At 63.2% G+C, this 11,875-nt stretch carries 12 protein-coding genes; 6 read left to right on the top strand and 6 right to left on the bottom strand.

Annotated elements, in window-relative coordinates; translation table 11 throughout:
* The first annotated feature begins 3 nt into the window (after positions 1-3).
* The 5 genes from hemQ (at position 4) to I7X09_RS00355 (ending at position 4,810) form a co-directional block, all read left to right on the top strand.
* The gene (hemQ, locus tag I7X09_RS00375) at positions 4-699 is read left to right on the top strand and encodes a hydrogen peroxide-dependent heme synthase (RefSeq protein WP_200315031.1); all 696 of its coding nucleotides are present in this window, start codon (positions 4-6) and stop codon (positions 697-699) included.
* A gap of 54 nt (positions 700-753) precedes the next feature.
* Complete coding sequence (locus I7X09_RS00370; protein ID WP_200317604.1) at positions 754-3,030, top strand: molybdopterin guanine dinucleotide-containing S/N-oxide reductase; 2,277 nt, start codon at positions 754-756, stop codon at positions 3,028-3,030.
* 82 nt (positions 3,031-3,112) lie between these two features.
* Positions 3,113-3,586 (top strand): YbaB/EbfC family nucleoid-associated protein, encoded by a 474-nt coding sequence (locus tag I7X09_RS00365; RefSeq protein ID WP_234036758.1) that lies wholly within the window; start codon positions 3,113-3,115, stop codon positions 3,584-3,586.
* Positions 3,579-3,890: a hypothetical protein gene (locus I7X09_RS00360; RefSeq protein ID WP_200315027.1), complete on the top strand. Its 312-nt coding sequence runs from the start codon at positions 3,579-3,581 to the stop codon at positions 3,888-3,890. The genes I7X09_RS00365 and I7X09_RS00360 overlap by 8 nt, the downstream gene beginning before the upstream one ends.
* A complete protein-coding gene (locus I7X09_RS00355) occupies positions 3,890-4,810 on the top strand; it encodes a WXG100-like domain-containing protein (RefSeq protein WP_124569713.1) in 921 nt (306 codons plus the stop codon). The genes I7X09_RS00360 and I7X09_RS00355 overlap by 1 nt, the downstream gene beginning before the upstream one ends.
* 56 nt (positions 4,811-4,866) lie before the next feature.
* Here the strand turns inward: I7X09_RS00355 and msrB are convergent, their stop codons facing one another.
* From msrB to I7X09_RS00335, 4 genes are read right to left on the bottom strand one after another with little or no spacing between them, the layout of a single operon-like run.
* Entirely contained in the window at positions 4,867-5,298 is a 432-nt protein-coding gene (gene msrB / locus I7X09_RS00350) for a peptide-methionine (R)-S-oxide reductase MsrB (RefSeq protein ID WP_003942631.1), read from the bottom strand.
* Positions 5,299-5,307: 9 nt separating this feature from the next.
* The gene (locus I7X09_RS00345) at positions 5,308-6,591 is read right to left on the bottom strand and encodes a glycosyltransferase family 87 protein (protein ID WP_124569708.1); all 1,284 of its coding nucleotides are present in this window, start codon (positions 6,589-6,591) and stop codon (positions 5,308-5,310) included.
* A 60-nt stretch (positions 6,592-6,651) separates the two neighbouring features.
* Positions 6,652-8,205 (bottom strand): alpha/beta hydrolase, encoded by a 1,554-nt coding sequence (locus I7X09_RS00340; protein ID WP_200315025.1) that lies wholly within the window; start codon positions 8,203-8,205, stop codon positions 6,652-6,654.
* A gap of 19 nt (positions 8,206-8,224) precedes the next feature.
* Positions 8,225-8,974 carry a pyrimidine reductase family protein gene (locus tag I7X09_RS00335; RefSeq protein WP_200315023.1) on the bottom strand — a complete coding sequence of 250 codons (750 nt, stop codon included), beginning with the start codon at positions 8,972-8,974 and terminating at the stop codon, positions 8,225-8,227.
* Positions 8,975-9,017: 43 nt separating this feature from the next.
* On the opposite strand from I7X09_RS00335, the gene zapE reads away from it, so the two are divergent.
* Complete coding sequence (gene zapE, locus I7X09_RS00330) at positions 9,018-10,034, top strand: cell division protein ZapE (protein ID WP_003942629.1); 1,017 nt, start codon at positions 9,018-9,020, stop codon at positions 10,032-10,034.
* Positions 10,035-10,046: 12 nt separating this feature from the next.
* Here the strand turns inward: zapE and I7X09_RS00325 are convergent, their stop codons facing one another.
* A complete protein-coding gene (locus tag I7X09_RS00325) occupies positions 10,047-10,580 on the bottom strand; it encodes a GNAT family N-acetyltransferase (protein WP_095970505.1) in 534 nt (177 codons plus the stop codon).
* Between the two features lie 67 nt (positions 10,581-10,647).
* Entirely contained in the window at positions 10,648-11,844 is a 1,197-nt protein-coding gene (locus I7X09_RS00320) for an MFS transporter (RefSeq protein ID WP_200315021.1), read from the bottom strand.
* Positions 11,845-11,875 lie beyond the last annotated feature (31 nt).

The following is an 11,875-nucleotide window of genomic DNA, read 5'->3' as shown; positions in this document are numbered from 1 at the left end:
CCCATGGCACGCCTTGATTTCGACAAACTGAACTCTGAAATCCGTTACCTCATGTTCTCCGTGTTCCAGGTGGAACCCGGTGTGCTGGGCGATGATCGGGAAGCTGCGGTCAAGGACGCCCGCTTGTTCTTCGAGGGTCTCGAAGACAAGGGCGTCGTGGTTCGCGGCATCTACGACGTCGCCGGCTTGCGCGCCGACGCGGACTTCATGATCTGGACCCACGCGGCCAGCATCGAGGAACTGCAGGCCGCGTACGCGGATTTCCGTCGCACCACGGTCCTCGGTCAGGCGAGTGCTCCCATCTGGAGCAACTCGGCGGTGCACCGCCCCGCGGAGTTCAACAAGAGCCACGTGCCCTCTTTCGTCGCGGGTGAGGATCCGGGCGACTACATCTGCGTCTACCCGTTCGTCCGCTCGTACGAGTGGTACCTGCTCCCCGACGAGGAGCGTCGCAAGATGCTCGCCGATCACGGTATGGCTGCTCGTTCGTACAAGGACGTTCGCGCCAACACGGTCCCGGCTTTCGCTCTGGGGGACTACGAGTGGATTCTCGCGTTCGAAGCACCTGAGCTCATCCGTATCGTCGATTTGATGCGCGACCTGCGTGCCACCGAAGCGCGCCTGCACGTTCGCGAAGAGGTGCCGTTCTTCACCGGTCCGCGCGTGGACATCGAGAAGTTGGTTCTTTCCCTTCCCTGATCTACCTCGAAAGTAGTTTCTGTGACAACTGCACCGAACCGGCGTCGTCAACACATGTCCCATTGGGGAATGTTCAGCGCCGAATCGGTCGCCGGCGAGGTGACCGCCGTGCATCCGTACGAGGGTGATTCGAATCCTTCGCCGATGCTCGGCAACCTCGCCGGATCGGTGCGCAGCCGGTCACGCGTCACGGGTCCGGCGGTGCGTCGAGGTTGGCTCGAGAACGGGCCGGGTCCCAGCGACCGGCGTGGAGCCGACGAATTCGTCTCGGTCACCTGGGACGAGCTGACAGAACTGCTCGCGCGTGAATTGCGTCGCGTGGTCGACACGCATGGAAACAACGCGATCTTCGGCGGCTCGTACGGCTGGGCCAGCGCCGGTCGATTCCATCACGCGCAGAGCCAGGCTCACCGATTTCTCAATCAGCTGGGTGGATACACCAAATCGGTCCACAGTTACTCGCTCGGAGCCACCGGCGTCATCATGCCGCGAGTGGTGGGAACACACTGGAAGTTGTTCGCGCGCTCCACGTCGTGGGACGTCATCGCGAAGCATTCCGATCTCCTCGTCTCGTTCGGGGGAGTTCCGATCAAGAACACCGGCGTCAATGCCGGTGGTACGAGCGGTCATCCGACACTCGGGGCGCTCGACGCGTTTCGGGCTCGCGGCGGAAAGATCGTCTCGTTCAGTCCGCTGCGTGACGACGTCGAGGGTGACTGTGAATGGATCGCACCCGTCCCGGGAACCGATGTGGCGATCATGCTCGCAGTGGCTTTTGTCCTGGCGTCGGAGGGTCTGCACGATCGCGAATTCCTGAACCGCTTCTGCGTCGGTTACGAACGCTTCGAGGATTACCTGCTGGGACGCGCCGACGGTGTACCGAAGGATCCGCGCTGGGCGCAGGAGATCTCCGGGGTGCCCGCCGAGTTCGTCACCGACTTGGCTCGGCGAATGGCGTCGGGCCGGACGCTGGTCACGGTCACGTGGTCGTTGCAGCGCATCAAACACGGTGAGCAGGCGCCGTGGATGGGGGTGACCCTCGCCGCGATGCTCGGCCAATTCGGGCTTCCGGGTGGCGGTTTCGGGCACGGCTACGGTTCGATGAACGAGCCGGGTCTGGCTCCGGTGCCGTATCCGTTGCCGACCTTCCCTCAAGGTGTGAATCCGGTGTCGGATTTCATTCCGGTAGCCGCGATCTCCGATCTGTTGCTCTCGCCCGGTGAGGAATTCGACTACGACGGCAGGCGCCTGACCTATCCGGATATTCGGTTGGTCTACTGGGCTGGTGGTAATCCGTTTCACCACCACCAGGATCTCCCGAGGCTGCGACGGGCATTTGCGCGTCCGGACACGATCGTCGTTCACGATCCCTACTGGACGCCGATGGCTCGCAGCGCCGACATCGTCGTCCCGTCGACCACTTCGCTCGAACGAAATGACCTGAGCTGCACACGAAATGATCCGCTTCTGGTCGCGATGCAGCAGGTCGTTCCTCCCTTCGCGAACTCGCGTGACGACTACGACACGTTTGCCGATCTGGCTTCCGCACTCGGATTCGGGGAGCAGTTCACCGAGGGGCGATCCTCACAGGAGTGGATCGAGCATCTCTACGATCAATGGCGCCCGTTCGTCGATGCAGACGGCGGCAACACACCGACGTTCGAGGATTTCTGGTCCGACGGGCACTACCGGATGCGAACCGAGGACAACCTCGTGCTCTTCGGTGACTTCCGCGAGGACCCCGAGAAGTATCCGCTCTCGACTCCGAGTGGGAAGATCGAGATCTTCTCCGAGACCATCGAGTCGTTCGGCTACGCCGACTGCGCCGGCCATCCGCGCTGGTACGAGCCCGACGAGTGGTTGGGCGGACCGCGGGCCTCGCAATACCCGCTTCACTTGATCGCCAACCAGCCCAAGACGCGACTGCACAGCCAACTCGATCACGGTGCTGTCAGTCAGGCGTCGAAGATCAAGGGACGCGAGCCGATTCGTATGCACCCCGATGCCGCCGCCGCGCGCGGCGTCTCGGCTGGGGACGTCGTGCGCGTGTTCAACGATCGCGGGGCATGCCTGGCTGGTGTGATCGTCGATTCGGATTTGCGGAGCGACGTCGTCCAGTTGTCGACCGGTGCGTGGTACGACCCACTCGATCCTGCCGATCCCGACTCTCTGTGTGTTCACGGAAATCCCAACGTTCTGACGCCGGACATCGGTACGTCTTCGCTTTCGCATGGGTGCACCGGCCAGCACGTTCTGGTGCAGATCGAGAAATTCGAAGGGGTACTGCCACCGGTCAAGGCGTTCGATCCGCCGGTGCTTGGTTCGCGCTGACGGAACCGATCGGGCACCTCCCGCGTCGAACCTCGTGAGCGCCTGAATCAGGCGTCACGATCTATCGAAGGTGGGGGCCATCGTGAATGCAACGGATGTTGGTTCGATGCGGGGGCAGGTCGAAGTTCTTCGGGCCCAGATCGATTCGATGCAGGTCGAACTGTTGGAGCGAACACGATCGCTGGCGGACTTGCAGGAGAAGATCGCTCGAGCGACGGCGACCGTGCATTCGAGCGACGGTAGCGTGGAAGTGGTCGTGGACGCTTCGGGCGCGACCGTGGGAGTCACCCTCTCGGGGAGCGCCTACGGCAAGCATTCGCCGGCAGCGTTGGGGAATCTGATCCTGGCTACCGCCACATCCGCGGCGGAGGACATGCGCCGACAGGTCGCCGAGATGTCGAGTCCGTTCACGGAAGCGGCCGGAATCGATTTGCCTGACCTCGTCCCCGGTGTGCTCGGATTGCGTGAGATTCTCGCGCCTCGTCCGGCGTCGGTGCCGGCAGGCGGCGACGAGAACTGGGACCGCACCGTTCTGAGGAGTTCCGGCAATGTCTGAACTGGGCGTGGACGTAGCCGCAATGAAAAGTGCTGCACCTGCATTCGAGGCAGTTGCGGCCGATCTCGACGAGGCGCGGAGTGCTCTGGAAACAGCGGCAGGCGCCGAAGAGGGTTGCTGGGGAGCTGACCAGTTCGGAACCGCATTCTCGGACGCATATGTTCCCGGTGCGTCGTCAGCGGTCGGTGGGATGACATTGATCGCGGGTGCGCTTCGAGAATTGACCGCCGCGCTGATCGATATCACCGATCGGTTCGAAGCGATCGACACCTCGCTTGCCGACGACCTGGCGGGTGGGCTCTGATGGGACTCGAGATTCCGGGCTGGTTACAGGCGGTTGCGTCGGTCGCGGTGGGCAGTGACTGGCCGCAAGGAGACGAAACGGCACTGTGGAGGTTGGGTGATGCCTGGTCAGACGCGGCTGATCGGATCGAGGCTTCGGCCGCTGCCGGTGGTTATGGTTTGCAAGCAGTACTGGCTTCGATCGACGGTCGAGCCGGCGACTCGTTGTCTCGGTATTGGTCGGAGGCCGGGGGAGTTGCGGAGGTCTTCGAGCGGTTGTCCTCTGCTGCAGCCGAACTGGGGCAGTCATGCACCGATACGGGCACGGACATCGAGTACACCAAACTGTCGATCCTCGCGGCGCTGAGCGCACTGGCGCTCGAGATTGCCGCCATGGTAGCGGCCGCTGTCCCGACACTGGGAGCGAGTACAGCCGGAATCGTGGCGGCTGAGGTCGCAACAACACTCACGGTCCGAATGTTGTTGCAGCAATTGTTGATACGAGTGATCGAGGCTGCAGCAGTGGAAGCTGCCGCAGCCGTCTTCTCCGGTCTCGCCATTCAACTGGGTCAGATGACGATGGATCATCGCCAGTCGATCGACGGTGGCAAGGTCATGACCGAAGGGCGCGACGGTTTCGTCAAAGGACTGGCGAACGGGGGGTTGAAGACGACGCCGGATCGTGTCGGGCCTGACCCGAACCCGCTCCCGACCGGTTCGAGGTTGCAGGAGATCGCACGGGGCGCTTTCGACGACGCGGTGTCGGGAGCGTCCGCTGCGATCGTGACGAAGGAAGTCACGGGCGGCGATGCCTCGTTGACGGACATCACGTCCGGCGCGATCGGTGGTGGGATCGGGTCAGTCAAGGACGGTCTTGTCGCTCGCAACGAGGACTTGAACGCGGCCGGTCTGAGCCCGACCGCGCTGAACTGGGACTTCTGAGTCGAAGTCTCGATCCGTGGGCTACTCCCGTGATTGGGGGGTAGCCCACGACCCGGCTACTGAGCGGGCTTGAGAACCAGCGAGATCGAGTTGATGCAGTACCGCTGATCGGTGGGCGTCGGGTATCCCTCACCCTCGAAGACGTGACCGAGGTGGCTGTGGCACTTCTTGCAGATGACCTCGACGCGGCGCATCCCGAGTGAGCTGTCTTCCTTCAGGATCACGGCATCCGAATCCGCCGGATCGAAGAAGGACGGCCACCCGCAGTGCGATTCGAACTTCTCGGTGCTGCGGAACAGCTCGGCTCCGCACGCCCGGCAGGAGTAAACACCTTCCGTGGTGGTGTCGGTGTACTCGCCGACGAAGGGGCGTTCGGTGCCGGCTTGGCGCAGGACGGCGAACTCCTCCGGAGTCAGCTTTTCGCGCCACTCGCTCTCGGTGTACGTGACCTCAGGTGTGCTGTCGATGCCATCGTGTGAAGAACTCATGCCTCCACGCTAATGCTTTGTCGCCGTTTCGGCTTCGTCGGCAGGTGAGACGGTATCGAGCGGGGGATCGAGGAGGTACGCGGGATCGATTCCCTGATCCAAGCGGCCCTCTCGACGCGCGACCAGATACCGGTATCCGAGGACACAGAAGATCACGATCAGCAGAAGGCTCCAGCCGAGGGTGCTCTTGGTGTATTCGGCTGCTCGGCCGAAGGTCGGCCAGCGGTTCGACCACCAGTTGTCGAACGTCATGAAGCCGTAGACGGCGAGCCACGCCGGCCAGTTCCGCATGACCGAGTTCTTGAGCACCACGGACATCAGGAGCGGCAACAGCATCATCGAGTAGTACATCTGGCCGAGCGAGGGCAGTAGGAACGACGCGGTCATGATCACGCCGGTCGCGGTGGTGAGGAAGAAGAGTTCGTCGTTGCGGTAGTAGCGGTACAGAAGCCACAGAGAGACGACGACCATGGCGGCAAACACGACGCGCAACAGCAGGATCAACCATTCGGGCAGACCGAAGTACGCGCCGTTTCCGACAATCGAACTGTTGAAGTAGTCACGGGATTCGAGCAGGTACGGCACGGTGCGGCGGACGAAGTCCATCGGATCCGACGCAAGTGGCCATGCGACGACCGTGAGAATGAACGGGATGCCGAGGGCGGTGACGAACACCTTCCACTGACCGCGAACGAGTGGCAGCAGGAGCAGCGGCGCGAGAGTGGGTTTCACTGCGATGGTGAGACCGATCGCGGCGCCGGCCCACAGATCCTTCTTGCGCATCAGCAGCAGGAGGAAGGCAACTTCGCCGAGCAGGACGAGACCGTTGATGTTGGTGAACACCAACGTGTTGGTGACCGTCTCCGACATGAAAGCGCCGAGAACCAGAATCGGCGCGGCGATGGAACTGATCGTCAGGTCGAACAAGCGCAACAGCAGGTAGAGAGCCACGAGGATGGCGACGGCATTGACACCGATGAACAGCCACCGTGAGCGCTCGGGATCGAGGATCGCCAGGGGCGCCATCAACAGTGAACCCGATGGTGGGTACAGGTAATGGGGGTCTACCGAGTTGAAATCTGCGGTGTAGACGTCGCGACCGTTCCAGAACGCCAGCGCGGCGTTGTAGACCGGTCGGAAGTCATCGGTGATGGCGCCGTTGACGGCTGTGACGATGACACGATTGAGCACGGTCATCACGGCGATCGGCCACAAAACGAAGTTGACGACTTGTTGGGTTGTCCGCCCGGTACGCGGCTCGAGCTGTCGAAGGAACACTTCGGCACGGTACACCGGAGCAGGGTGTGATCGGGGGATGCACCCCTTTTCGGTCGTGGTGGACGAGCGCCCGAGTCAGGCCGGGCACACGCTTCCGTTGCTGGGCAGGGAGGCGTCGGTGAGGTATGCCCTCATCGCCTGCTGCGCACAGGTGGATTGTGCCGCGGGGTGACCCGCACCCTGCCAGTCCAGGGTTGCGAAGCGCGACCCTGCGTTGGTGACGACGCCGGTGACGGTCGAGAGTCCGGAGTTTCCGACGGCCGGGTCACCCTGACCGCTCAGCACGAGGACGGCGGGCTTCAACTGGTTGGGCAGGGGAGAGTTGGCGGTCGACGGCCAGCTGGCGCATGCGAGCAAACCGAGCGCGGCTTCTCGCCCGAATACCGGATAGTTGGTGCCCCACGTGTCCGCCAGTTCGCGGGCACGCCCGATCCCCGGCCACTGCGTGCCGTCAGTGCATCGTCCGATGAACTGGCCGTCACCGTCCACCTCGTTCTCTGCCCGGGCGGCGCGCTCTCGAATCGGCGAAGCGTTGCCGGTACCGAGCGCGGACAAAGCGTCAGACAGTGAGCGGGTCTCTTGCTCACGGTTGGTTCCGGCAGTCCACAGACTCGCCGAAATCGCGTTCGACACCGCAGCGGCGGACAGCGGCTGGAATTCATCGGCCCGCGCGCGTTCCATCAAATCCGTGACCGATTTCTTCGGATCAGGTCCGAGCGAGCACCCCAGCGCCACACATCGCTGAGCAAATGCGGTCAACGCGGCTTCCTCGCCCTGCACGCGGCTCTCTGCCTCGGTGGCAGAGTCGGTGGCCACCGGAGCGGGAGAATCGAGGATCAACCTCGCGAGGTTGTCCGGGTGGGCCGCCGCATAGCTCAGCGCGATGTCCGAGCCGGACCCTGCCGACCACAGAGCGATGGTCTCGACGCCCCACCGTGTACGTAGAGCGTCGATGTCCTCGGCAGCGGAGTCCGCGCCGAACTTCAGTTCTTGAGGATCGAGGTAGTCGGTACACGCGATGGTCGCGTCGTGACCGAGTGCGGAGACCGCGTCGGCGGCATCGCCGGTGGAATCCGTGTCGTACTGTCCCAGATCGTGAAGGCCGCGCCGAATCTCCGGCGTCATGCAGTCGATTGCGGTGGACCTGTCGATTCCGCGTCGATCCAGGGCAACGACGGGGTGATCCGCAAGTACCGTCGTCAATCCGGTTGCAGCGAGCATGGCCAGAGATTCTCCCGACGAACGGTCGGTGCCGGAAGTGAACACGATCGGATACGCGTTTGCAGGTGTCGACGAGGTCCGCGCGCGGGTCAAGCCGGCAGTGAAGTTGCCGTCGATGGCACCGGTCACGTCGATGGGGGCACTGAATTCCGCGCATTCGAGGATGACGCCGGCGCTCGACGCCGCGAGAGCCTGGTCCGCTAGTGACGTGCCGGTGCAGTCCCGCCACGGTAGGTCGTCGGTCGGGATGCCAGGGTCAACCGGCGGCGCATCGGGCGACGGCCCCTCGCTCTGGGCAGGGCTGCCGTCGGTGCGGCCTTCGACCGCGACGGCGGGCCGAAGCGACGGTCCGGCGCCGCACGCACAACACGTCGCGAGGACGACGGCCATCAAAGCAACTCTGCGCATGCCGACCAGAGTGCCAGGTTCACCGACGTGGCTGCTGACGAACCCATCGAGTGAGGATCGTGCCGTCCGAATCGCCGAGGATGTGTGCGGGACGCATCGCTGTGGGCATTGCGTTGGGGGAGAGCGAGATTCGGCCGACTTTGCTCCCCACCAGTTGAGGTGAGGTGGTGACGCAGAGTTCGTCGACGGCATTGTCCTCGATCAACTGTCCGAAAAGTGACGGTCCGCCCTCGCACAGCACGCGGCGGAGCTTGCGGGCCGACAAGGCCCTGTCGATGTCGCCGCTGCTGACGTTCGGCGAGTCCGTCACCTCTACCTGCGCTCCGGCGGATCTCAACGCCGAAATCGCTGCAGTGTCCGCGGCGCTACCGACAACAAGGATCGGCGGAGTTTCGGTATCTCGCAGGAGACGACTTTCAGGGTCGATCGACGCGTGCGCCGAGACGACGAGGATCGGTGGGACCGGAGAGAGACCGCCGGCCGAGCGGCGCGCGCGGGCTTCGTCCGAGATCTGCACACCCCCGTAGTTCTCGGCTCGCGCTGTGCCGGCGCCGACCACGACGACGTCACAGAGTTCGCGCAAGATCCCGAATACCGACTTGTCGGCAGGCGTGCCCAGTCCATGGCTCACGCCGTCGACGGAGACGCACCCGTCGATGCTGGAAACGAAGTTCACACGCATCCAGGGTTGCGAGAGATTCTCCGGATAGGCGTACAAGCTGCGGAGCTCGTCTTCTCTGCCTGGTGTGAAGTAGGTCGCAATATCCATACGGTGCACATGAGAGATCACATCACGTAGATACCCTTGACGGATGCATGAACGTCTTGTCGATCGCAGCCCGGTGGTACCCGCCGATCAACTGGTAGCTCAAATGGTGCCTCCCGCAATGTTCGACGAGGTGAGTTTTGCGTCCTACATTCCTGATCCGAAGGAACCGAGCCAGGCAGCTGCTGTCGCCAAGGCCGAAGAATTCTCCAAGCGCGTCACCAAGATCCGCAGTGGTGGACGCCGCGGACTGTTCGGCAAGAAAACCCAGGCAACCGGCGCCGGCCTGTACCTCGACGGCGGATTCGGTGTCGGCAAGACTCACTTGCTGGCGTCGATCTTCCACAGCGTTCCGTCGCCCAAGGCGTTCGGAACCTTCGTCGAGCTGACGCACGTCGTCGGCGCTCTCGGCTTCAACAAGGCCGTCGAAGCGCTCGCCGACCACAGCGTTCTCTGCATTGACGAATTCGAGCTCGACGATCCGGGCGACACCATGCTCGTCTCCCGCCTCCTCTCGGAGCTCTCCGCACGCGGCGTATCCATTGTCGCGACGTCGAACACGCTTCCCGGCCAGCTCGGTGAGGGCCGCTTCGCCGCGCAGGACTTCCTGCGCGAGATCAAGAAGCTCGGCTCGATCTTCGAGACGATTCGCGTCGACGGTCCCGACTACCGTCACCGTGACCTTCCGCCCGCACCGGAGCCCATCTCCTCGGAGGAGTTGGTCTCTCGGGCCGACGCCATCGACGGCGCCACGCTCGACAACTTCGACGAGCTGTGCAAGCACCTCAGCACACTGCACCCGTCGCGCTACAACAAGCTGGTCGAGGGTGTGAAGGCAGTCTTCATCGACGGCGTTCACCCCGCAACGGATCAGTCGGTCGCTTTGCGCATCGTGGTTCTCGCCGACCGCTTGTACGACGCGAGCATCCCGGTCACCGTTTCCGGCGCACGCCTCGACGAGATATTCACTCCCGAGATGCTCGCAGGTGGGTACAAGAAGAAGTACCTGCGCGCGACCTCGCGTCTGCTCGCGCTTTCTCGTTTCGAGGTCGCGGCCGGCTGATCGGCAGGCCTGTCAGCTGACGGGGCGCTCCATCACGAAATCGTGGTGGAGTTGTGCGCCCACGAGAAAAGTCTTGGTGCCGACCTGCGTGAAACCGTGCTTGGCGTAGAACTTCTGGGCGCGCAGATTCTCCTGATTGACACCCAGCCAGATCCCGGCACTTCCGCCGCGTCGTGCATGGTCGACAACCGCGTCCATCAAGGATGCCGCCGCGCCGGTTCCGTGGTTTCCCGGAAGTACGTACAACTTGCTCAGTTCCGTCGTCGGGCGAAGTGTCACAGCAGCTTTGACGTCCGGATCGGCGGGCTCGTCGTCGACAAGCATCGCGTAGCCGACGATCGAGCCGTCGCGAATGACCTTGAGAACCGTTCGTGTCGGGTCCGTCAGATACTCGGAGAACTTGTCGACCGAGAGAACATTGTCGATGAAGGCGCTGATGTCGTCGTCGGATGCGTCCGGTGGGCAGGCCAGCGGAAAAGTCACCGCAGCCACATCGGCGATTGCTTCGGAATCCCAGATCCCGGCCCGGTCAACGGTGATCGTCACGTCAGTTTCTACCTCTCGCGCACATGATTCGGTCGATCAAGTACACCACTTTCCTCGGGCACAACGCTCAAGCGGCGTTCTCGGTGACCGGCGTCGTGGCTCGTTTCGGAGCGAACGCGGGAGCAAGAACTATCAAGATCGCGCAGAACGCCAGCGGAATCAGGAACCCGATTCGAAGGTCACTGAAGGCAGCGACCGCGCCGACGATGCCGCCGCCGACCACTGTGCCGACGTAGTTGAAGAGGTTGATGCGTGCGATAACCGCATCGACCTGATCTGGGGGTGCCATTCGCCCGGCGGCGCTGAAGCAGATCGGGGCGATTACCGGTACGCCGAGGCCGACGATCAGGAAGCCGGCGATGGCAACGGCGGGAGATTGTGCGAGGACGACGATCGTCATGCCGAACACGCCGATGAGAGAGCCGATCCGCACGACGGTGGTCTCACCGAACTTGCCGACCCAGTAGTCGCCGGTCAGTCGTGCGATCAGTGCCGCGATTTGGTACGCCGCTACGGAGAGTGCAGCCGTCCCGGCGTCGGCTAACAGTTCGTCCTTGACGTAGAGAGTCGACCAGTTTCCGACGCTGAAGTCGACCGCGTAGAACAGGGCCATCGCGACGCCGAGGAGGACGAAGGCGCGGGTGGGGACGGTGAATTTTGCGGTGCTCGTGATGTTTGCATCGGCAACCGGAGACTCGGAGCGATCGAGCAGTTGCGGACCGAAGGCCAGAAGCATCAGTCCGACAACAACTCCCGCGATCACCTGGGTCACGCGGATCGAGACGTCGAGGCCTGCAGTAGCAGAGATGAAGAGAGCGCCGACAATCGCTCCGACGCTCCAGGAAGCATGGAAGGAGGAGAGGATGAAGCGGCCCTTGGCGTGTTGGATCGAGACCGCCTGCATGTTGGCGGCCGCGTCGACCATGCCGAGTCCGATGCCGTAGATCGCCAGGGAGACGAAAAACATCGCCGCGTTTGGCGCAATTCCGGTTGCCCCGCCGAAGACTGCGATGACGGCAAGTCCGGTTCGCAGAGTCATCTTGCTCGACGTCCGTACGGCCAGCATCTCGGCGAGCACGCTGCCGAGCCCGGCGATGACGGACACGGTGACAACCGCAACCACAACCAGTGTCTCGCTCAGCTCGAACAAGTCCTTGTACTGCGGAAGCTGCGTCAGTATGGCGGCGAGCAGGAATCCTTGAAGTCCGAAGGCCACCGAAGTGGCGATCCGGGCCCTCGTCAGGGTGCGGGTGTTATCCGTCATCAAGCAGGGCCTTTGTCTCGTTCGTTCGGGT

The sequence above is a fragment of the Rhodococcus sp. P-2 genome, assembly GCF_016598535.1.
GTDB classification, from domain to species: Bacteria; Actinomycetota; Actinomycetes; order Mycobacteriales; family Mycobacteriaceae; genus Rhodococcus_F; species Rhodococcus_F baikonurensis.
Note: the sequence above shows the minus strand (reverse complement) of the source record. Positions and strands in the feature narration are given on the sequence as shown.